Consider the following 22,068-nt stretch of genomic DNA (forward strand, 5'->3'; position numbering starts at 1 on the left):
CGAGCCCGGCGCAGATTTCAGCGGCACGCTTGCGCGATTCGTTACCACCAGGACATTGAGAACGGCCATTGTTCAGTCAGGAAAGGGATTCCGGACCGACGCGATGCAATCGCCGTGCCAAGCTCCGCCCGGCGCGCCGCAAATCAAGCTGCGACAAGGACTTGCGCGCGGACCTCAATCGAGGTCGATCACCATCAGCGACACGTCGTCGTGCGCCAGCGCCCCGTCCAGATGCATGGCGAGTGCGGCGCGCACCGCATCGTGGCGCCGAGCCGGCGCATTGTCGTGCAGCACCTGCTCGAACCGCTGCTGGCCGAAGGCGTCGCCGCCGATGCCCAGCGCCTCGACGAGTCCATCCGAACACAGCACCAGCTGGTCGCCGGGCGTCCAGGTGAAGCGCTGCGGCGGCACGTCCATCGCGTCGTTGACGTCGATGCCCAGCGGCAGGTTGGCCGAGGCGAAGCGCTCGATCACCGCACCACTGCGATCCAGCCACAGCACCTCGGGCGTACCGCCCACCCAGACCTCGCCCTCCCCGGCGTCCAGACGCACCATGGTGGCCGCGACGAAACGACCGACCGGCAGCGTGGACATCAGGTGGCGATTGATTTCGCTGGCCATCAGGCCGAGCGACAGGTTCTTCTTGGCCATGCCGAAGAACACCTGCAGCACCGGCAGCACGCTGATCGCTGCCGCCAGGCCGTGGCCGGTCGCGTCGGCCAGCAGCGCATAGAGTGCACCGGACGGCGAATGCGACACCGCGACGATGTCACCCGAGAACTGTGCGGTCGGTGTGACCGAGTAGCGCACACGACGATCGTTGACCGCCTTGCCCTGCACCTGACGCTCGATCACGTGTCGCGCGAACTCGATTTCCTCCTCCTGCTCTGCGCGGTAGTTCGCCATGCTGGCGTGCATGACGATCTGCCGCGCGCAGTTGGCGAGTTTGGCGGTCAGGATGGCGAAATTGATCGGCTTGGTCAGGTAGTCGTCGGCGCCGGCTTCAAGGCCGGCAATCATGTCGGCGTCGTCGGAGCGGGCGGACAGCAGCAGTATCGGCAGGAAAGTGTCGGCCGCCAGCCGGCGCAGCTCGCGCGTCGCCTCCAGTCCGTCCATGCCGGGCATCACCACGTCCATCAGCACGACGTCGGGACGGTAGGCACGGTAGGCCTGCACCGCACCGGCACCGTCCGAGGCTTCGATGCAGCGGTGGCCGAGCCGGCGCACCAGCGCGCTGACGGTCGCCCGGCCGACCAGGGTGTCGTTGACCACCAGCACCGTCATCTGCCGCAGCGGCGCGGCAGCCTGCTGTGCCGTTGCGGCCTGCGCCGTGCCGACTGCACTCATGGCAGTTCCACCGTTGCCGTGACCACGTTGCCGCGGCCCTTGTATTCGAGGCTGCGGAAGCACAGCTGCCGCGCCATCGCGATGCCGCGACCGTTCGGGTCGAAGGCGCGCCCGGGGTCGAAGTCGAGATAGCGTGCAAAATCGAAGCCTTCGCCCTCGTCGATGACCGTGTAGCGCACCGCTTCATCGCCACATTCGATCTGCAGGCGTGCACGGCGGCCAGCATACTCAGGCAGCTGCAACCGGCGTTCGACCTCCTCCTGCCAGCAGTCCTCCAGTCGCAGCCGCGACTTCTCCGCGTAACTGATGCCGAGATTGCCGTGCTCGACCGCATTGATCATGAGCTCGCTCAGACCCATCACGATGTTCTCCGGCTCAGGTGAAACCAGCGACGCCAGCGACGCCAGCTCGGTCGCCTGGCTCAGCGTGCTGAACTCGAATTCGGCCCGACGCAGCGCACCCATGGCGCGGCGCATGCCTTCAGTCTGCAGCTGGATCTCGCGGGTGCGACGGGCTTCTTCAAGTGCCGACTTCACGATGGCCAGCAGCGCATCAGGTTCGTAGGGCTTGGTCAGGTAATAGCGGGCACCGGCCTGCAAACCCTCGCGCACCTGATCGGGCGTGGCGGCGGCAGTCTGCATGATGACCGGCAGACCGCTCAGGCGCGGTGTGCGACGCACGCGCCGCAGCAGTTCCATGCCGTCCAGGCGCGGCATCATCCGGTCGAGCACCAGCAAGTCGAAATCGATCTCGGCGTTGTCGAGGTAGTCCCATGCCTCGACACCGTCGCGCGCCATGGTCAGCTCATAACCCTGTCCGTCGAGGTACTCGCCGATGATTTCGAGGTTGAAGGGCTCGTCATCGACGATCAGAAGTCTGACCGGGGCCGACATGCTCACCATAGGGCAGTGCTCCGCGTTGTGGGCGAGCGGCGGGCCTTGGAGTCCGTCGCCCCCCGCTCATCGCAAGCTGTAACGGCAACGTAACCGACGGCTTGAGCGCGCTCAACTGGCCAGCGCAGAGCGCGCCACCTCGGCCATCACCGCCTGCACGCGCGGGTCCTCGCCGACCGCGGTGGCGAGGTCGATGCGCAGCGACGGATGACGGGCGCGCGCCGCGTCGAGCTGCGCCGGCAGATCGCGCCGCACATGCCCGCTCTGCGCGATGAACATCGGTAGCACGGCAATGCGCGTGACGCCGACCGCGGCGAGCCGGTCGCACGCCTGCTCCAGCGTCGGTTCGAGGAATTCGAGAAAGGCCAGCTCGACCTGCGGTGCACCGTCGCCCGCTGCCACCTGCGCCGCCACTTCGCGCAGCGGGCGCGCCCATTCCGGATCGCGCGATCCGTGTCCAAACAGGATGAGGCCGTGATTCAAGACATGTTCTCCATTGCATCGCAGCAGAACTGCAAACACTGCAGCATATAAAATCCGTCCGTCGCCCGATTGCGAGAAACGTCCATGCAGGTAATGATCGTCGAAGACCAGCCGCTCGTCGTGGAAGGCCTGCGCAGCGTGCTGACCGAAATCGACAGCGAGCCGGACATCCGCTGCGCCCTGCTGGCCTCGCGCGCGCTGACCATGCTGCGCGGCGGCCTGCGCCCCGATCTGGTCATGCTCGACCTCAACCTGCCGGACGCCGAAGGCACGACCTTGCTGACGCAGCTGCGCAGCGAATTCCCGGACGTGCCGGTGGTGGTCATTTCGGCGCAGGACGACCGGCACACCATCACCGACGCCATCGACCAGGGTGCCGATGGGTTTCATCTCCAAAAGTTCGACCACCTCGGTGCTGGTCAGCGCATTGCAGCTGGTACTGAAGGGCGGCATTTACGTGCCGCAGCAGGTGCTCGACGACGCCATCCACCCGCAGCCGCCGCGGCCGACGATACAGGACCTCGCGGACATCGGCCTTACACCGCGCCAGATACAGGTGCTCGGTCTGATGATCGAAGGCATGCCGAACAAGCTGATCTGCCGCGAACTGGGTATTTCGGATGGCACGGCCAAGACCCACATTTCGACCATCCTGCGTCTGCTCGGGGTCAAGAACCGCACGCAGGCGGTGTTCGCGCTGTCGCAGATGGGCATACGCCTGCCGCGGCGCCCACCGAAGGGCGGCGCTTAGGCGGGTCAGCCCTCCTCGGCCGCGTCGAGCAGACCGCCGATCACCGCGTCGAGCACCACCGGTCGCACCGGTTTGGCGACCAGCGGAATGCCGTGCGTCTCCAGTTCGATCTCCAGCTCGCGCGTGGCCGCCAGTCCGGTCATGATCAGCGCCGGAATGTGCTCGCCCAGCTCACGTCGCAGCGAACGCACCGCCGACAGGCCATCCAGACCGTCGCCGAGCTGGTAATCGCTGATGATGAAGTCGGGCGCGCCTGCCTGGCGCAACTGGCGCAGCACGAAGTCGGGCGAGGTGCCCGACACCACGTCGATGCCGACCGACGCCAGCAGCGACTGCAGCGACTGCAGGATGGCCGGATCGTCGTCGATCAGTGCGACGCGACGGTTGGCCAGCCGCCGCAGGCCCTGCAGCTCGTCCTCGACCTGCGCCGGCACGAAGGCATGCACGCGCGGCACGGTCACGCTGAAGTTCGAACCGCGCCCGGGGCGCGAACGCACCGCCAGCGCATGGCCAAGCAGCGTGCACAACCGGCGCACGATAGCGAGCCCCAGTCCCATGCCGCGGCCACCGCTCCCGGGGTCGGTGCCGGGCAGGCGCACGAACTCGTCGAACACGTCGTCGATGCGCTCCGGCGGAATCCCCTGACCGCTGTCGCGTACCTCGATGCGCAGCACCTCGTTGCCGAGCCAGCGCACGCCGACGAACACGGCGCCCTGTGCGGTATAGCGCAGCGCATTCGACACCAGATTGGCGAGCACGCGTTCGAGCAGCAGCGGGTCGGAACGGCACCAGGCGCGCGTCGGATACAGTTCGAAGCGCAGGCCCTTCTCCGCCGCCTGTGCCTCGAAGGTGAGGCGCAGGCTTTCGAACACGCGCCCGAGCGGAAAATCGGTGATGCGCGGCTGGGTGGCGCCGGATTCCAGCCGGGCGACGTCGAGCAGCACGTCGCGCATGTTCTCCAGCTTCATCGACGAACGCTCGAGCCGGGTCAGCAGACCGCTGCTTTCGTCGTCTCGCAGGCGCAGCTTCAGCGTACGGATGTCCAGGCCCATCGCCATCAGCGGCTGGCTCAGGTCGTGCAGCAGCGCATCGACGAACTGGGTCTTGGCCCGGCTCGCCTGCTCGGCCCTCTCCTTCTGCTGCTGCAACTGAGCGGTCGCATCGAGCACCCGCTGTTCGAGGTCGGCCCGTGCCCCGCTGAGCGTGACGGCCATCCGGTTGATGCCGTCCTCCAGCACCTGCATGATGCCGCGCGCACCGGTGCGCGCCCGCGCCGAGAAGTCGCCCTGTTCGATGCGGCGCACGGTGTCGGCCAGCGCGCGCACCGGCGCGGTAGCGCCGTCGGACAGGATGCGCGCGAACAGGCCCGCCAGCAGCAGACCACCAGCAGTGATCAGCGCCGCACTGACGATCAGTTCGCGTCGTGCCTGCGCACTGCCCAGCCGCGACACCTGCACCACGACCACGCCAAGCCGGCTGACCGCGGGCGCATCAACGCCGTCGTCGAACAGCGGGTCGGGTCGCGCCTGCACGCTGAACACGGGCGCGGCGAACAGATGGTAATCGTCGGTGCTTTCGAGCAGTGCCGGCGCGCCGAGGCCATCGGTCACGCTGCGTTCCGGCATGCGCGTACGCCCTGCCCGGGCCAGCACGACGTGGTCGCGGTCGAACACGACCAGCCCGTTGACATCGCGCTCGCGCAGCGAGGCGTCGGCGATCGACTGCAGGATGTCGATGTTGCCGGCAAACAGGCCGTATTCGGAGGCCGGCGCCAGGCTGGCGGTCAGCAGCATGGCGCGGTCGATCAGCGCGCGCTCGATGTCGGCGATGCGGGTGGACGTGAAGTGAACGGCCAGCGCCAGCGCGATCGCCACCGACGGCAGCAGCGCCGCCACCAGCACACGGGCACGGAATCCGAGTCGATTGAGTCCGAACCGACTCCGCACCCCGCCTCCTTGCGTAGACCGCCTGTTTATCCGGCGATCATGATACGGGATCGCGGCGGTCGCTTCAGAACCAGCTGGAGCGCAGCGTCAGCATGGTCTGCCGGGCGACGCGGTTGAACGGCACGCGCGCGCCCTGATCGTCGTTGAAGGTTTCGTAGCGCGGCCCGATGTCGGTCACGGCTAGAGCCGCCTCCCAAGTGGTCGGACCGCTGCGGAATTTCTTCGCGATGCGGGCATCGAGCGTCTGATAGGCGTCGATGCGCTCGCTGCCGTTGAACCAGCGGGCGGAATTGACACCGAACAGCGTTGCCGACACTGACCAGTCCTGCGGTAACACCTCCATCCAGGTAAGCGACCAGGAGGAGGACGGAACGGTGTTCTCATAGCAGGTCCGCCGCGGACGGCAGGTCGCGTTCGACGCGATACGGGGCAAGGCGTGCGAGAACCAGATTTCACGACCGTCGCCACGATAGCGGTACTGGTATTCGAAGCCGTCGATATCGACATCGGCGCCGGGCACGAAGGTAATGCCCGTGTTCAGGTAGTCAGGGTCCGAATAGCGGGCTTCGGTCACGAGTTGGGAGTAGCGCTCGCGGAAGGCTCGGACTTCAAGACTGGAGCGCCCGAACTGCCCTACGTAGCCCAATTCGAGCGAATCCAGTCGTTCGGGCTGCAAGGACGGAGTTCCGACAAAGGTCCGGGTCGCGCGCCCCTGCTTGAAACCGGCCGCCAGCATCGGCCCGAAGACAGGATCGAGGGCCGTCAGCGCGGAGGCAATTTCGGGATAGATGAAGCGCGAGTCACCACGCGCTTCGATCAACGACGGTTGCCGGTAGGCGCGACTGAAGCCGCCTCTCACCGCATGCTCCGGCGTCACATGGAAGGTGGCGAACAGACGAGGCGACACCTTGGTGGCATAGCTGCGGAAACTCTCGACCATATTCCCGATATTGAACGTCCACAGGTCCGAGGGCTTCCATTCGACGTTCGCGGACAGCCGGAACAGATTGGTCGAGGCACGGCCCGTGTCGTAAAACATCCGCTGCGATTTGAGTTCCTCATGTCGCAGCTCGGCTCCCCAGGCGACCCGTACCTCGGAACCTGCCGAAAACATGTGCTGAAAATCGAGATTGCGGCGCGTTGCGGTGCGGTTGTAATCGATCGGTACGGACAGCGGGCCGACAGCAAAGGGCAGACCCAGATCGGCAAGTTCCTGGTTGATCACGGGGGCGACATCTGCGGACCACGCCTCCCGCCCCTGGTCCTCGTTGTGGTAGTACCCGATGGACCACTCGTTGTCGGTGGCCACGAGGCGCCGGAAGCGGACATGCGCAAACCAGTTGTCGGTCTGGATGGTGCGAAATCCATTGCCATTGTCGAGATTGCCGGGCACACCGAGGGGGTAGCCGACGCCGCGCGTACCTGAACTCTGGCCCGCCATGAAGTTGATTTCGTCCGAGCCGTCCAGCGCGAGATCCGCGCGCAGGGTGGAGGCGTTCAGGCGGGATGAGTCATAGCGATGGGCAAAACCATCATCGCCGCCCGTACGTGCGCTCAGCGCGATGCTCAGAGGTCCGAAGCTGCGTCGGAACCGGGCTGACGCGTCGGCCAACTCCGGGCTGCCACCGGTCACCGAAACGGTGGCGGCCGGGCCGTCGATGCTGGAACGGGTGACGATATTGACCACGCCCGCCACCGCGTTCGATCCATAGGTGGCCGCATTCGAACCACGCACGACCTCGATGCGCTCGATCTCGTCCATCGTCAGCGGCAGCGCATCCCAGTCCACATAGCCGTACAGATAGGGCGAATAGACGGAACGGCCGTCGATCAGTACCTGCATCCGGTTCGGATTCAGTGTGCCGAGGCCGTGATAGAACAGCGCCGGCGAATGCCCGGTGTCGCTCATCACGTTCATTCCCGGCACCAGGCGCAGCAGTTGCGGCAGACGGCGGTAGCCGAGGCGCTCGATGTCCTCGCGGGTGAACAGCGTAACCGCACCCGGCGCGTCGTCGATGCGCTGCGGCATGCGGGTCATCGACAGCACGACCGGCAGGTCGTCGTCGAGGAAGGGCGATTCCGGCTCGTCCTGCGCGCGCGCGTCGGGCATCGCCAACGCGAGCGGAAACAGGCAGAGGGCGAGATGGCGGCGGGCGTAACGACCTTTTGGCTGTGCGGACATATGCGGCTGGACAGGCGATTCTTGTTCGGTGACTTCTTGGCGGGCCGAGCCTCGCTTGGCGCGGATTATCCGTGCAAACCGCTTCGACCGACAGCCTACGGGACTGTCGTGCTCAGCCGACGATCAGCAGATGCACCCGGTAGGGGCCATGGGCGCCAAGCACGATGGTTTGTTCGATATCGGCCGTGCGCGACGGTCCTGAAACGAAATTGACCGCCCGCGGCCAAGCTGACAGTTCACGCCGTGCCTCGGCCCAGGCGGCTTCCATGTCGGCGACGATGTGCTGGCGCGGAACCACCGCGATATGCGTTTCCGGCAGCAGGCTGTTGACGGCCGGCGACTGCGGCCCGGAACAGAGCATCAGCGTGCCGGTTTCGGCGATGGCGCGAAAGCAGCTGGTGACGCCGATCAGATCGTCGCCGGTCGCCGCCCCGACGCGCGCCTCCAGACCAGCGCCGGCCCAGTCCAGCGCGGCCAGCGCCGGGGCGACGACCAGCGCCGTCGGTAGCCCTTGCCCGCGCAGCCATTCGGCGCAGTGCGCAGGCACTTCGGCTTCAGTGGCGCAGCGGTCCACGCTAGAGATCATCGCCCGTGCGCGCTCGATGAAACGATCGAGCAAGGCATCCGCAGCTGCGCGCGGCCCGGTCTGCCGGAGCGCCAGCGTTGCCTCGACGCGCTCGCGTGCCGCCAAGGTCGTGCTGTCCGTGCGGCCCAATTGACGGCGCAGGCGGCCGAGGATGTCGTCGCGCACGCTCATTGCCCGCCTCCGCGCCGGCGCTCGGCGTAGAGCTCACGGAAGGTCTTCGCCGCCGGCGCCGGAAAGTCGCGCTGCGCAGTCCAGCCCGGCGCGACACCCATCACCTGTATGCGGTCGCGGCCATCGGCCAGCCAGCGCAGATAGCGAACGGCGACGCGGGTGCCCAGCGCATACAGCTTCGGGCGTGCCGCGACCCAGGCCCACAGTTTGGTAGCGATGCGCTCCGACCAGGGCCTCAGGCCGCGCTCGACCTGCTTCTCGCGCAGCGTGCGCATCAGCTCGGGCAGCGGAATCGACACCGGGCAGACGACGCCGCACTGGTTGCACAGCGTCGCTGCGTGCGGCAGGTCCATCGCCTTGTCCAGCCCCTGGTAGAGCGGCGTCAGTACCGAACCCATGGGCCCGGGATAGACCCAGCCATAGGAATGACCGCCTATCGTCTGGTACACCGGGCAATGGTTCATGCAGGCGCCGCAGCGTATGCAGCGCAGCATGGCCTCGAATTCGCTGCCCAGCAGATCGGCGCGACCACCATCGACCAGCACGAAATACATGTGCTCCGGACCGTCTGCATCGCCGGCCTGCTTCGGGCCGGTCAGCATCGACACGTAGTTGGTGATGGCCTGGCCGGTGGCCGAACGCGGCAGGATGCGCAGCAGCGTGGCCAGATCCTCCAGCGTCGGAATCACCTTCTCGATGCCGGTCAGCGCGACATGCACGCGCGGCAGCGTGGTGCACAGCCGGCCGTTGCCCTCGTTGGTGACGATGGCGACCGAGCCGGTTTCGGCCACCAGAAAGTTGCCGCCGGACAGCCCCATGTCGGCGCCAAGGAATTCCGGCCGCAGCACCGCCCGCGCCTCGTGCGTCAGCGCCTCGATATCGGTCTTGGGCGTGGTGCCATGGACGCGCGCGAACAGTTCGGACACCTGCTCCTTCGACTTGTGGATCACCGGCATGATGATGTGCGACGGTGGCTCGTTGTCGTTGATCTGCAGGATGTACTCGCCGAGGTCGGTCTCGACCGGGCGGATGCCGGCGGCCTCCAGCGCGGCATTCAGTCCGGCTTCTTCCGACACCATGGATTTCGACTTCACCACCGTGCGCGCGCCGTGACGGCGCGCGATGTCGATGATCAGTTCGCAGGCATGGTCGCCGTCACGCGCCCACAGCACGGTGGCGCCGCGCTCGATCGCCTTCTGCTCGAAACGCTCCAGCCAGACGTCGAGATCGCGCAGTACCGAGGCGCGAATCTCGGTGGCACGGGCGCGCACCGCGTCGAAATCGGGAAAGGCGGCCACAGCCGCGGCGCGCGACGCCGCATTGCGGCCGCGCGTGCGCTTCAGGTTGCGCTGCAGTTCCGGGTCGTCGAGCCGCTGGCGCACCCGCGACACGAAGTGCATCGAGCGGACTTCCATGTCAGCCCTGGCCCCCGACGTCGCCAGCGAGCAGTTCGGCGATGTGGATCACCTGCGTCAGTTCGTCGCCATTGCGCCGTAGCCGGCCTTCGATATTCATCATGCAGCCGAGGTCGCCGAGCGCCACCGCGTAGGCGCCGGTGCCACGTATCGCTTCGCACTTGCGCTGCACGATGGCGCCGGAAATGTCCGGATACTTGACCGCGAACAGGCCGCCGAAGCCGCAGCACTCCTCGCATTCGCGCATTTCGATCCGCTTGACGCCCGGCATGCGGTCGAGCAGCGCGCGCGGCTGCTGCTTCACACCCAGTTCGCGCAGGCCGGAACAGCTGTCGTGGTAGGTGACCGAACCGTTGAAATCGCCGGGCACCTCGGCCACGCCGGCGACATCGACCAGGAATTGCGTCAACTCGAAGGTTTTCGCCGCCAGCGCCTCGGCGCGTGCCCGCCACGCGGGCTCATCGGCGAACATATCGGGATAGTGCGTGCGCACCGTACCAGCGCAGGAGCCGGACGGCGCGACGACATACGGGAAGCGCTCGAATTCGGCGATGAACTTGCGCGCCAGCGCGCGCGCCGCCGCGGTATCGCCCGAGTTGTAGCCGGGCTGGCCGCAACAGGTCTGCGCCTCCGGCACGACGGCGACGTAACCGGCCGCCTCGATCAGCTTCAGCGCCGAGAAGGCGATGGACGGCCGCATCAGGTTGACCAGGCAGGTGACGAAGAGAGCAACCTCGCCGCGACTGCCCGGAACGACCATGAGCTCAGCCCTGACGGGCGCCCTGCTGGGCCACCTGCTCGACCCAGCGGCGGATGCGGTTGGCGTCGCCGATGCGGGTCAGGCGGCCCCAGGAATCAAGCAGCACGATCACCACCGGCTTCTGGTTCATCCAGGCCTGCATCACCAGGCACTTGCCCGCCTCGTTGGTGAAGCCGGTCTTCTGCAGACCGATTTCCCACTCGGGGTTCGACACCAGCGCGTTGGTGTTGTTGAAATGCACCATGCGGCCATTGACGGCGAAATAGCCGTCGCGCGTGGTTGAGAACTCGCGGATCAACGGATAGCTGGCCGACGCCGCCACCATCTTCGCCAGATCGCGCGCCGACGACACATTGCGCGGATTCAGACCGGTGCTGTCGAAGAACTGCGTATCGGCCAGACCGAGGTCGTGCGCCTTGCGGTTCATCGCTGCGATGAAGGCCGCGTGGCCGCCCGGGTAGTAGCGCGACAGCGCCGACGACGCGCGGTTTTCCGACGACATCAGCGCCAGATGCAGCATTTCCTCGCGCGTCAGCCGGGTACCGATCGCCAGACGCGAACGGGTGCCCTTGAGCTGGTCGATATCCTCCTCGCTCACCTCAAGCACCTCGTCCAGCGCCGGCTTGGCGTCCAGCGCCACCATCGCGGTCATCAGCTTGGTGATCGAGGCGATCGGCACGATGGCCGACGAATTGCGCTCGAACAGCACTTCGCCGGTGTACTGGTCCTGCACCAGCACCGCGGTTGACTTCACATTCGGCAGACCGAGTGCGTCCATGTCGGGCATGGCGGCCTCGCGCGGCACTGCAGCGACGGACTTGCGGGAGGTCTTCTTGATGCTCGCCTGCTTGATGCGCGCAGACTTGGAGGATTTGGCGACCTTGACCGATTTCTTGCCGGCCTTGGCCTGGGTGGTCGTCTTGCCGGAAGCGGCTTCGACGGTGGGTGCGACGACGAAACTCAGCGCCATCGCGGTGCAGCTGACCATCAGGTACTTCAGAAACATGCGTGTGACCCCTGCTGGCGGTTCGATTGAGGCCGAAGTTTACCCCCCGATGTCAAATTCTCAAACGAAAATAAGAGCCTGGAAAGTATTCTTAGGGCGAATTCACGATCGTGAAGTAGTACTTGACGGCATTTCCGCCGCAAACTTCAGGCCAAGAAAGCTCACCACGTCGTCCGCGCGCGCCATCGTGTCGCGGTAACCGAGGTCTATCAGCGCCCGGGTGAAGGGCTTTTCGAACAGCAGATAGCTCGCCAGACCGCCGCCGGCGCGCCGGGTGCCGCCGATGCCGCCGAGCAGCGTACGCACACCGATCGGCAGCGCATCGACGTGGCGGGCGGCGATGTCGTCCAGCCGCTCCGAGGGCGCGATCACCAGCGTTTCGATCGGTCGCAAGGGCACGCCCATCTGCGCCATCACGTGTGGCGGAATGCGCCCGAGGATGTCGTTGACGCGCTGCAACTGCTCGATGTCTATCATCAGCTGGTCGAGAAAGATGCTGGCCAGCGCGTGGCCCGCGACCTGGGCCAGCGACGGGTAGCCGTGCCCGCGACGTCGCGGATCCTTCTCGCTCATGCGCCCTACGCCGACGATGAAGATGCGTTCGGCGCCCAGATGCACCGCCGGGCTGACCGGCGCCAGCTGGCGCATCGAGCCGTCGCCGAAATACTCGCGGTTGATGTGTACGGCCGGAAAGATGAAGGGCAGCGCGCTGCTGGCCAGCAGATGCTCGACCTTGAGCGGCGTGCGCGAGGCGGCGCGCTGCATGCGCTTCCACGGCTCGATGCCGTCGCCGCCCTCGAAGAAGGCGACGCTGTCGCCCGAGGTATAGCCGGAGGCAGTGATCGACAGCGCGTACAGCGCACCGCGCTGGATGGCCCGGTCGATGCGCGAGAAGTCGAGCCGGGCAGCCAGCAGTTCGCGCAGCGGCGTGTTGTCGAGCAGCGACTTCGGGTAGCGGTCCACCGCCCAGCCGAACATCAGCGCCATCAGCCAGCGCGCACCGGTCTTGCCTATGCCCCAGGGATCGGCGCGATAGACCTGACCGGCTTCGAAATTGCGCCAGATGTACAGCAGGTTGTCAACGGCGTCGCCGAAGTCCTCGCTGAAGACACCCAGCGCGGCGGCGTTGATCGCGCCAGCCGAAGTGCCGCACAGGATGGGGAAAGGATTGATGCGCTTGTCTGGCAGCAACTCGCGCACCGCCGACAGCACGCCGACCTGGTAGGCGGCGCGAGCGCCGCCTCCGGACAACACCAGCGCCGTCCTCCCGTGCTGCTCCACGCCCTCCCCCTTTCGGGCACGGGCCGTGGGTCAGCGGATGTGACTTGCCTCCACCACGGTCAGTGCAGTCATGTTCACGATGCGCCTCACCGTCGCCGTCGGCGTCAGGATGTGCACCGGCTGCTTCGCGCCAAGCAGGATGGGGCCGATGGTCATGCCCTCGCCTGCGGCGGTCTTCAGCAGATTGTAGGAAATGTTGGCTGCATCCAGCGTCGGGAAGATAAGCAGATTCGCCTCGTCCCGCAATCTGGAATTGGGGAAGATGCGCGTGCGGATGTCGATGTCCAGTGCCGCATCACCGTGCATTTCGCCTTCCACCTCGAGTTCGGGGTGATCGGCGTGCAGGATCTCCAGCGCGCGGCGCATCTTGTCGGAAGTCGTCGTGTTGTCCGAACCGAAATTCGAGTGCGACAGCAGCGCGATCTTCGGCTCGATGCCGAAACGGCGCGCCTCTTCCGCCGCCAGCACGGTCATCTCGACCACCTGCTCCGCCGTCGGATCGTAGTTCACATAGGTATCGCACAGCATCAGCGTGCGGCCCGGCAGGTTCAGCAGATTCATCGCGTAGAAGTTGCGCAGCCCTTCCTTCAGGCCGAGCACGTTGCGCACGAAATGCAGGTGGCGCGCGAAGTTGCCGAAGGTGCCGCAGATCAGGCCATCGGCGTAACCGAGGCGCACCATCAGCGCGCCGATCAGCGTGGTGCGACGACGCGCTTCCATCTTCGCGTAATCGACCGAAATGCCCTTGCGCTCGGTCAGAGCATGGTAGGTGGTCCACAGCTCCTTGTAGCGCGGGTCGTTCTCCGGCGTCACCAGTTCGAAGTCGATCTCCGGACGCAGGCGCAGGCCCAGCTTCTGGATGCGGCCCAGCACCACGTCGCGCCGACCGATCAGGATGGGGCGCGCCATGCCCTCGTCAACCACGTTGCGCACCGCGCTGAGCACGCGCTCATCCTCGCCCTCGGCGTAGATGATGCGCTTCGGATTGCGCTTCGCTTCGGCGAACACCGGCTTCATCACGAGGCCGGAAATCCACACCAGGTTGTTCAGCTGCTGGCGGTAAGCCTCGAAATCCTCGATCGGACGCGTCGCCACGCCCGAATCCATCGCCGCCTGCGCCACCGCCGGTGCGATCTTGACGATGAGGCGCGGATCGAAGGGCTTCGGAATCAGGTATTCCGGACCGAAGGACATCGGCTGCTCGCCGTAGGCGGCGCGCACGATTTCGCTCTGCTCGACCTGGGCCAGATCGGCGATGGCGCGCACCGCGGCCAGCTTCATCTCTTCGGTGATCGTGGTGGCGCCGACATCGAGCGCACCACGGAAGATGAAGGGAAAGCACAGCACGTTGTTCACCTGGTTCGGATAGTCCGAACGGCCGGTCGCGATCACGGCGTCGTCGCGCACCGCCTTCACCTCGTCCGGCATGATTTCCGGGTTCGGGTTTGCCAGCGCCAAGATGAGCGGCTTCGGCGCCATGCGCTTGACCATGTCGGCCTTCAGCACGCCGCCCGCCGACAGACCGAGGAACACGTCGGCGTCGTGGATCACTTCGCCCAGCGTGCGCGCGTCCGTCACCTTCGCGTAGCGCGCCTTCAGCGGCTCCATGTCCTCGATGCGACCTTCGTACACCACGCCCTTGATGTCGGTCACCCAGATGTTCTCGATCGGCATGCCAAGCAGCACCAGCAGATCGAGGCAGGCCAGCGCGGCCGCACCGGCGCCCGAAGTGACCAGCTTGACCTCCTTGATGTCCTTGCCGACGGCCTTCAGACCATTGAGCACGGCGGCACCGACGACGATCGCGGTGCCGTGCTGATCGTCGTGGAAGACCGGGATCTTCATCCGCTCGCGCAGCTTGCGCTCGATGTAGAAGCACTCCGGCGCCTTGATGTCCTCGAGGTTGATGCCACCGAAAGTCGGTTCCATCGCGGCGATGATGTTGACCAGCTTGTCCGGGTCGCGCTCGTCCAGCTCGATGTCGAACACGTCGATGTTGGCGAACTTCTTGAACAGCACGCCCTTGCCTTCCATCACCGGTTTGGCGGCCAGAGGGCCGATCGGGCCCAGGCCGAGCACCGCGGTGCCGTTGGTGACGACACCGATCAGGTTGCCGCGGGCGGTCATCTGGCTGACCTGCAGCGGGTCGGCGACGATCTCCTCGCAGGCGGCGGCGACGCCGGGCGAGTAGGCCAGCGACAGATCCTGCTGGTTGGTCAGCGCCTTGGTGGGAACGACGGAAATCTTGCCCGGGGTGGGCTTGCGGTGGTATTCGAGTGCAGCGTTGCGAAAGTGCTCATCCATGGTGAACGGCGACTCCTCCGGTCGAGTTGCATCGCCCTGCACCCGATGCCGCGCCTGATGGGCGAAACATGGTGCAGTGCGAAAACCGGAGATTTTAGCCGTTCGGCGCGCCCAGCGGGCTGTGGATAACCGTTGTATCGCACCGGCCGGCCGTGCGGCCGGCCAGGAGAGGCGTCAGAGCGCCACTTCCGCCGTCTGCAGACGCGGACCGAAAGTCGCGGAAAGACGGCGGTATTCGGCCAGCACCTTGTTCGAATACACCTGGTCGGGATCCTCGATCGATCCGACATAGCGCTGCAGACCGCCCTCGACCGAGCCGGACAGGCGGATGTATTCACGCAGCACCTGCGCACCGACGAAGATGCTGGTGGTCGGGTCGAGCAGCGACGCATCGGGGCCGAACAGCGCCAGCTTTTCCGGATGATATTTCGGAATGACCTGGGTCAGCCCCTGCGCACCCCAGGCGCTCTCCGCCGTCGGGTTGAAGGCGGACTCGACCGAAATCAGCGCGATCAGCAACAGCGGATCGAGCTTGTAGCGGGATGCCGCGGCATAGACGTCGGTCACGTACTGTTCGACCGCCGCACGCGCCACCCGGTGACGACGCGAGACATGGTCGGCGACCGTCTTCTGCTGCGCGGTCAGTTCGACACCCGAGCCGGTGGCCGGCAGATCGGGCATCTGCAGATCGGCGTCTGCAGCAACCTGCTGCGTACCGCCCAGCAGCGAGAACTCGGGCAGCGACGGCAGCATGCGCGGCGTCAGACCCGCTTCGGCCACACGCAGTACGACGAACACACTGACCATGAGGCCGACGGCGAGCAGACCACCGTGAGCAAAGTGCAGCACGATGGCTGCGGTGCCCTTGAGGACGGAGAAAACCTTATTCATGCAGCACTCCTTTCGCGCGTTCTGACGGACATCGCCGAAGCGATGGACGCAGCACGCCTGAGGAGCCCGTGCTAACGGGCTGTTGCCGTGCCTCGCAGCATGGCGAAGCGTACGGAAAAGCTTGAATCGCGGCGTTCGCGGACCGCAGTGGCGGTCGGAACATTCTGGAAACCCGGACGGACAGGGCTGGAGCCCGGGTCAAACTGGAACAGCTGGTGGCGACGTATCTGTTACGTGTGCCGGAGGGAGCGATCAAGCAACGACGCGCGCATCTTCCTGATTTACAAGGGACAGGTCAAGTGAAGCTTCGTAACACGGGATCAAGACGGGCTCCTCGTCAAAGAAAAAAGCGGCATGGAGACAACGATCTCCATGCCGCTTTCGATGACGCAGGACGCGCGATCAGGACGGACGCGAACCCGTCGGGAAGGGCCATGCAGCGGCCGGATTCAGCGACGACTTGATACCCGGCGTAGCAGCGGTTGACGGCGTTGCCGGCGCGGGCGCAGCGGGCGCTTCCGACTTTGCGGCAGCGGCCGGAGCGGCCTCCGGTGCCTTCGCAACAGCCTTGGTCACTGCAGGCGCCGCCACCTTCTTCGCAGCAGGCTTGGCAGCCGGCTTTGCGGCAGGCTTGGCCGGAGCGGCCTTCTTCGCAGCCGGCTTCGCAGCGGCCTTCGCCGGTGCAGCCTTCTTCGCGGCCGGCTTTGCAGCAGCCTTCGCCGGAGCAGCCTTCTTCGCGGCCGGCTTTGCAGCAGCCTTCGCCGGAGCAGCCTTCTTCGCGGCCGGCTTTGCAGCAGCCTTCGCCGGAGCAGCCTTCTTCGCGGCCGGCTTCGCAGCGGCCTTCGCCGGTGCAGCCTTCTTCGCGGCCGGCTTCGCAGCGGCCTTCGCCGGTGCAGCCTTCTTCGCAGCAGCCTTCGCCGGAGCAGCCTTCTTCGCGGCCGGCTTCGCAGCGGCCTTCGCCGGAGCAGCCTTCTTCGCGGCCGGCTTCGCAGCGGCCTTCGCCGGTGCAGCCTTCTTCGCGGCCGGCTTTGCAGCAGCCTTGGCCGGTGCAGCCTTCTTCGCCGCCGGCTTTGCGGCAGCCTTCGCCGGTGCAGCCTTCTTCGCCGCCGGCTTTGCAGCAGCCTTCGCCGGTGCAGCCTTCTTCGCTACGGGCTTGGCAGCGGCCTTGGCCGGCGCGGCTTTCTTCGCAGCAGGTTTCGCCGGGGCACTCGCCTTCTTCGCCCCCTTCTTAGCTTCAGCTTCAGCCATGACTTCTCTCCTCTCGGATAACAGGATTGGACAGCACCTCAGCCCCTCCGGTGGCGGAAGGTCTGTTCGAGACGACGCACCGATGTGCGCCCGGTCAGGAACACCGCACGACATGCGCGGGCGACCTGCTCCCGCGCACACCTCCGGGTGAACGACCCGAACGACACACGGGCGACGCATGCCGCCCGGATGCCGGATTCACACTCGCAAGCCATCGATGGACGCTTACGACATTCAGCAGAACTAATGAAGGCTCGCTCGCCCCATACCGTGACATCCGTCGCTGCCGCGCAGCTTGCGCAATGGCAGCGCACGCGAGCATTCGAAACTGGGAGCGGTCGAGCCGGCCATCGATGTGCAGACCACTCCGGAATGATGGATGTGCCGACCTGGACTGCGCTGACTGCGCGTCGTGAGGTCGAGTGAATTCCATGCGCGCATGACATCGCGACGCATGAGAAACGAAGACGATTTTTCGGGGGAAAGGACTTCCGACGCGCCGACGGAATCGGCAGCAGAGGTGAGGCTTGAAGATGACGTCGCAACGGACTGATTCATGGGCCGAAAGTATTGCACAACCATGAGCCGTTAAAGCAACAAACAGCACAAAAGTCCAGAAATATTTTCAGCCGCGGCAGCTTGCAACTTATTGTTTTGGAATATTTTATTCGAGCTTTAAACAACGACAGACGCGCTGAAACCGTTGCACGACGCCGATTTCTTAACAATGACACCTGCACGAAAAGACGTCCTCATCGTCGGCAGGCAGGACGTCGGAGTGTTGCGCTGCGCAAACACCTGGTTACGCGTGAACGGCACCCGTAGTGTCCGATCCCGGGTCGGCTACTAGATGCAGTGTGCCGTCCGCGACATTGCGAACTTCCGAAAAACCTCGATCGGTCACTGCCACATCGCACGCATCTTCGCGGCGATATCTACCCGCGCTTCCGCCACCGTCATCGTCGGCACGCCGTCCATGTTGACGCGTGGCCAGCTCGTCTGTTCGAACAGCGAGAGCAGTCGATTCGGAACGAAGCGGGTGCGCCCGGCGTAAACGTGACGATCACCGGTTGACGCCTGACCGGTGATGTAGAAGCGCTGCGGCACCACCAGTTCGAGCTGTTCCTTCGCGCGCGTCATCGCGACGTAGAGCAGGCGTCTTTCCTCCTCGATCTCGGCCTGGCTGCCGGTTGACATCTCCGACGGAATGCCGCCGTCAACTGCGTTGAGCACCGACACCGCGTTCCACTCGCGCCCCTTGGCCGAGTGGATGGTGAACAGGATGAGGTAGTCCTCGTCGAGCAGCGGCGCCCCCGGCTCGTCGCTGGTCACTTCGGGAGGGTCCAGCGTGAGCTCGGTCAGGAAGCGCTCGCGACTCGGGTAGGTTGACGCCAGTCGTGCGAGTTGCCGGATGTCGGCCGCGCGCACGACGGCATCCTCGTAAAGACGATCCATCTGCGCTTCGTACCAGCGCGCCACGTGTTCGGCACTGGCCGGCCATTCGGCGCGTTCGGCCCCGGCCGCTTCGACCAGCTTCGAGAACTCGGACCAGCCGGCACGCACGCCCTCGGGCACCGGCTGCTCGGCCAGCAGCGCAGCACCCGGCGGCGCAGCCTGGATGTTGTCGAGGATGCGTGCGGCCGTCTTCGGACCGATGCCGGCCAGCAACTGGATTGCGCGGAATCCGGCGACGCGGTCGCGCAGGTTCTGTGCCCAGCGCAGCACCGCCAGCAGGTCCTTCACGTGTGCCGCTTCAAGAAACTTCAGGCCGCCGAACTTCACGAAGGGAATGTTCCGTCGCGTCAGTTCGATCTCCAGCCGCATGCTGTGACTGGAGGTGCGGAACAGCACCGCCTGCGACTTCAGCTTCATGCCGCCCTCGCGCCGCGCGAGTATCTGCGCGACGACAAAGTCCGCCTGTCCGGCGTCGTCGCGCACCGATACCAGCAGGGGCTTCTGCGTGCCGGTGCGTGCGCTCCACAGCTGCTTGGCGAAACGCTCGTCGGCTTCACCGATCACCGCATTCGCCGCGTCGAGCAGCGGCGGTGTCGAGCGGTAGTTCTGCTCCAGCGTGATGCGCCGAGCCGGCGGGTCGAACTGCTGCAGGAAGTCGAGGATGTTGCGCACCGTCGCGCCGCGGAAGCTGTAGATGGACTGCGCGTCGTCACCGACCACGGTGAGGCCCCGACCGTCGGGTTTGATCGACAGCAGGATGCTCGACTGCAGGCGGTTGGTGTCCTGGTACTCGTCAACCAGCACATGCGCGAAGCGCGCGCCGAGCTCGCGCGCGATCGCCGGCTCGGCCGCCATCTGCGCCCAGTACAGCAGCAGATCGTCGTAGTCGAGCACCTGCTGCGCCTGCTTGGCCTCGACATACGCGCGGAAGAGCATTTTCAGATCGGCCTCCCACTCGGCGCACCACGGGAAGGACGATTGCAGCACATCGGCCAGCGGCGACTGCGTGTTCACCGCCGCCGAATAGATCGCCAGGCAGGTGCCCTTCAGCGGAAAACGCTTCGCCTTGCTGGACAGGCCGATGTCGTGCCGCACCAGATTCATCAGATCGGCGGAGTCTTCGCGATCGTGAATGGTGAAAGCCGGATCGAGCCCGATGCGTCCGGCGTACTCGCGCAGCAGTCGCGCGCCGACACCGTGGAAGGTGCCCGACCACGGGAAGCCGGCACTGGCGAGCGTGGCGAAACGCGGCGACACCTGAGCGACGATGCGCTGCACGCGGCGCGTCATTTCGTCGGCCGCGCGCCGCGAGAAGGTGAGCAGCATGATGGACTCCGGCTGCGCGCCATTGACCAGCAGGTGGGCAACGCGATGCGCCAGCGCACTCGTCTTGCCGGTGCCGGCGCCGGCGATCACCAGCAGCGGTCCGGCAAGGGCGTCGGGCGCAACGCCGAAGGTGGCGGCTTCGCGTTGCGCCTCGTTCAGAGTGGAGAGGTAATCGGGGCGATTGGCGGTGCTGGATTCGGACACGGCGGAACACTTTCGATAGCTGTATCCATATACAGTACATCAAACAAAGCGGCGGCCGGTCAGCCGCGCCGGGCAAGGCGCCTGTCGTGCGCGAGCGCGACGGCGGTGAGCAGGCCGAGCACGCCGCCGACCGCGCAGGTGGCCAGCCAGCCACCGTGTTCCCAGGCGAACGAGCCGAGCGCCGAGCCGCTTGCGGCGCCGGCGAAATAGCAGGTCATGTACACGGCGTTGAGTCGCGCCCGTGCCTCCGATGCGAGCCGGAACACGATGTGCTGGTTGCTGATGTGCACGCCCTGCAGGGCCATGTCGATCACGACGAAACCGCCGAGGAACCAGAGCAGGCTGTCCGCGCCCCACAACAGCGCCGCCCAGCTCGCGATCAGCAGCAGCACCGCGATCGCGCTTGCACGCATCGCGCCCCCACGGTCCGCGACGCGGCCGACGACATTGGCCATCAGCGCGCCGGCCGCGCCGGCCAGTCCGACCAGGCCGATGGACACCTCGTCCATGCCGTGGCCCGGCCCGGCCAGCAACAGCGCCATCGTCGAGAACAGCACGCTGACCGAGGCGAAGGACAGCGCCCCGAGCAGCGCGCGACTGCGCAGACGCGGCAGGCTGCGGAACAGCGTGCCGAGCGATACCAGCGTCTGCAGGTAGGGTCGCGGCGACGGATTGCGCGACTGCGGCAGCACGCGCCACAGCAACAGAGCAACGACGAGCATGGCGAAACCCGCGACCCGGTACACCGTTGACCAGCCACCGAGCGGCGCGAGCAATCCGGCCACGCTGCGCGCCGCGAGGATGCCGGTCAGCAGGCCGCTCATGACGACACCGACCGCCTGCCCCCTTCGCTGCGGTTCGGCCAGCGTCGCCGCCATCGGCACCAGTATCTGTGCCGCCACCGAGAAAAGACCGGCCACCGCGATGCCCGTCAACAGCATCGAAAGAGAATCGGCGAAACCGCTGATGAACTGACCAAGCGCGGCAAGCAGCATCAGCCCCACCGCCAGAGCGCGCCGCTCCAGCATGTCGCCCAGCGGCACGAGCAGCAACAATCCGCAGGCGTAGGCGACCTGTGCGATGGTCACGGTAAATGCCACCGATGCATCGTCCGCCTGCAGGTCGCGCGCGATGGCCGGCAGCAGCGGCTGGTTGAAGTAGTTGCCGCCAGCACACAGGCCGGCAGCAACGGCCATCAGCAGCAGCACCGGCGTTGACAAGGTGTCGCGAGTTGCGGGCTGCGAGGAAGCGTTCGATCGATGCATGGAATCGTGGATCCGGATGGTGAAGTCGTCGGCCGCGCGGCGGTGCAGATCGATGGGCAACTCAATCGTAGATGACGGCCGTCGCTTCGATCTCGAACAGCATGCCTTCGAGCGCCAGCCGCGGCACCGGTATCAGCGTGCATGCCGGCGGCGACGCCGCGTCCCACATCGCCCGCAGGGCCCGCACGAACACGCCCAGCCGGTCCTGCGTGTGATCGACCACCAGCACCGTGAGCTTGACCACGTCGGACGGCGCCGCCTGCGCAGCATCCAGGGCCGCAGCGAGGTTGCGCAGAGCCTGCTCAACCTGCTGCGCGAAGTCGGGCGACAGTTCACCGCGCGCATTCTCGCCGCCCTGCCCCGCTATATATATGTGGCGTGCGGGCGCTTCTGCGATCACCACGTGCGAGTAGCCATTGGCAGTCGCGTCGTACAGGCCCTGCGGCTGGATGAAGCGGATGCGTCCGCCGGTCGGCTTGGCGATGGAGGATGAAGACATCGTGTACTCCGTTCGATGAAGGGACGCGTAGCATCCGACCTCAAGCATGGTTGAG

The 22,068-nt window shown here is 66.0% G+C and carries 17 protein-coding genes and 1 pseudogene; 3 read left to right on the top strand and 15 right to left on the bottom strand.

Features of this window, described 5'->3' with window-relative positions:
* Positions 1–174: 174 nt before the first annotated feature.
* The 3 genes from ACQ66H_RS14985 to ACQ66H_RS14995 all read right to left on the bottom strand — a co-directional run bounded on the left by ACQ66H_RS14985 (position 175) and on the right by ACQ66H_RS14995 (position 2,723).
* Positions 175–1,347 (bottom strand): PP2C family protein-serine/threonine phosphatase, encoded by a 1,173-nt coding sequence (locus tag ACQ66H_RS14985; protein WP_430434667.1) that lies wholly within the window; start codon positions 1,345–1,347, stop codon positions 175–177.
* Complete coding sequence (locus ACQ66H_RS14990; RefSeq protein ID WP_430434668.1) at positions 1,344–2,249, bottom strand: response regulator; 906 nt, start codon at positions 2,247–2,249, stop codon at positions 1,344–1,346. The genes ACQ66H_RS14985 and ACQ66H_RS14990 overlap by 4 nt, the downstream gene beginning before the upstream one ends.
* Positions 2,250–2,351: 102 nt before the next feature.
* Positions 2,352–2,723 carry a sirohydrochlorin chelatase gene (locus tag ACQ66H_RS14995; protein WP_304002290.1) on the bottom strand — a complete coding sequence of 124 codons (372 nt, stop codon included), beginning with the start codon at positions 2,721–2,723 and terminating at the stop codon, positions 2,352–2,354.
* Positions 2,724–2,816: 93 nt separating this feature from the next.
* On the opposite strand from ACQ66H_RS14995, the pseudogene ACQ66H_RS15000 reads away from it, so the two are divergent.
* Positions 2,817–3,053 (top strand): annotated as a pseudogene (locus tag ACQ66H_RS15000) (response regulator); the annotation flags it as partial.
* Positions 3,054–3,102: 49 nt separating this feature from the next.
* On the top strand, positions 3,103–3,474 hold the full coding sequence (locus ACQ66H_RS15005; RefSeq protein WP_430434669.1) for a response regulator transcription factor: 372 nt from the start codon (positions 3,103–3,105) through the stop codon (positions 3,472–3,474).
* 5 nt (positions 3,475–3,479) lie between these two features.
* Here the strand turns inward: ACQ66H_RS15005 and ACQ66H_RS15010 are convergent, their stop codons facing one another.
* From ACQ66H_RS15010 to ACQ66H_RS15050, 9 genes are all read right to left on the bottom strand, one after another.
* Entirely contained in the window at positions 3,480–5,420 is a 1,941-nt protein-coding gene (locus tag ACQ66H_RS15010) for an ATP-binding protein (protein WP_430434670.1), read from the bottom strand.
* Between the two features lie 64 nt (positions 5,421–5,484).
* Entirely contained in the window at positions 5,485–7,602 is a 2,118-nt protein-coding gene (locus ACQ66H_RS15015) for a TonB-dependent receptor plug domain-containing protein (protein WP_430434671.1), read from the bottom strand.
* Between the two features lie 112 nt (positions 7,603–7,714).
* Positions 7,715–8,359: a LutC/YkgG family protein gene (locus ACQ66H_RS15020; RefSeq protein ID WP_430434672.1), complete on the bottom strand. Its 645-nt coding sequence runs from the start codon at positions 8,357–8,359 to the stop codon at positions 7,715–7,717.
* On the bottom strand, positions 8,356–9,774 hold the full coding sequence (locus ACQ66H_RS15025) for a LutB/LldF family L-lactate oxidation iron-sulfur protein (RefSeq protein ID WP_430434673.1): 1,419 nt from the start codon (positions 9,772–9,774) through the stop codon (positions 8,356–8,358). The genes ACQ66H_RS15020 and ACQ66H_RS15025 overlap by 4 nt, the downstream gene beginning before the upstream one ends.
* A 1-nt stretch (position 9,775) precedes the next feature.
* The gene (locus ACQ66H_RS15030) at positions 9,776–10,534 is read right to left on the bottom strand and encodes a (Fe-S)-binding protein (protein WP_430434674.1); all 759 of its coding nucleotides are present in this window, start codon (positions 10,532–10,534) and stop codon (positions 9,776–9,778) included.
* 4 nt (positions 10,535–10,538) lie between these two features.
* On the bottom strand, positions 10,539–11,540 hold the full coding sequence (pbpG, locus tag ACQ66H_RS15035) for a D-alanyl-D-alanine endopeptidase (protein WP_020165389.1): 1,002 nt from the start codon (positions 11,538–11,540) through the stop codon (positions 10,539–10,541).
* A 102-nt stretch (positions 11,541–11,642) separates the two neighbouring features.
* The gene (locus tag ACQ66H_RS15040) at positions 11,643–12,791 is read right to left on the bottom strand and encodes a patatin-like phospholipase family protein (protein WP_430435649.1); all 1,149 of its coding nucleotides are present in this window, start codon (positions 12,789–12,791) and stop codon (positions 11,643–11,645) included.
* Between the two features lie 60 nt (positions 12,792–12,851).
* Positions 12,852–15,125, bottom strand: a complete 2,274-nt coding sequence (locus ACQ66H_RS15045) for an NADP-dependent malic enzyme (protein WP_430434675.1) — start codon at positions 15,123–15,125, stop codon at positions 12,852–12,854.
* Positions 15,126–15,299: 174 nt separating this feature from the next.
* Positions 15,300–16,016, bottom strand: a complete 717-nt coding sequence (locus tag ACQ66H_RS15050; RefSeq protein WP_430434676.1) for a transglycosylase SLT domain-containing protein — start codon at positions 16,014–16,016, stop codon at positions 15,300–15,302.
* Between the two features lie 568 nt (positions 16,017–16,584).
* Here ACQ66H_RS15050 and ACQ66H_RS15055 point away from each other — a divergent pair.
* Positions 16,585–17,415: a hypothetical protein gene (locus ACQ66H_RS15055; protein ID WP_430434677.1), complete on the top strand. Its 831-nt coding sequence runs from the start codon at positions 16,585–16,587 to the stop codon at positions 17,413–17,415.
* Between the two features lie 749 nt (positions 17,416–18,164).
* On the opposite strand, the gene ACQ66H_RS15060 is transcribed toward ACQ66H_RS15055, so the two are convergent.
* From ACQ66H_RS15060 to ACQ66H_RS15070, 3 genes are all read right to left on the bottom strand, one after another.
* Complete coding sequence (locus ACQ66H_RS15060; protein WP_430434678.1) at positions 18,165–20,249, bottom strand: ATP-dependent helicase; 2,085 nt, start codon at positions 20,247–20,249, stop codon at positions 18,165–18,167.
* A gap of 59 nt (positions 20,250–20,308) precedes the next feature.
* Complete coding sequence (locus ACQ66H_RS15065) at positions 20,309–21,514, bottom strand: MFS transporter (RefSeq protein WP_430434679.1); 1,206 nt, start codon at positions 21,512–21,514, stop codon at positions 20,309–20,311.
* Positions 21,515–21,575: 61 nt separating this feature from the next.
* Complete coding sequence (locus ACQ66H_RS15070) at positions 21,576–22,013, bottom strand: RidA family protein (protein WP_430434680.1); 438 nt, start codon at positions 22,011–22,013, stop codon at positions 21,576–21,578.
* Between the last annotated feature and the right edge of the window lie 55 nt (positions 22,014–22,068).

The sequence above is a fragment of the Methyloversatilis sp. genome, assembly GCF_965284615.1.
In the GTDB taxonomy this organism is placed as follows: domain Bacteria; phylum Pseudomonadota; class Gammaproteobacteria; order Burkholderiales; family Rhodocyclaceae; genus Methyloversatilis.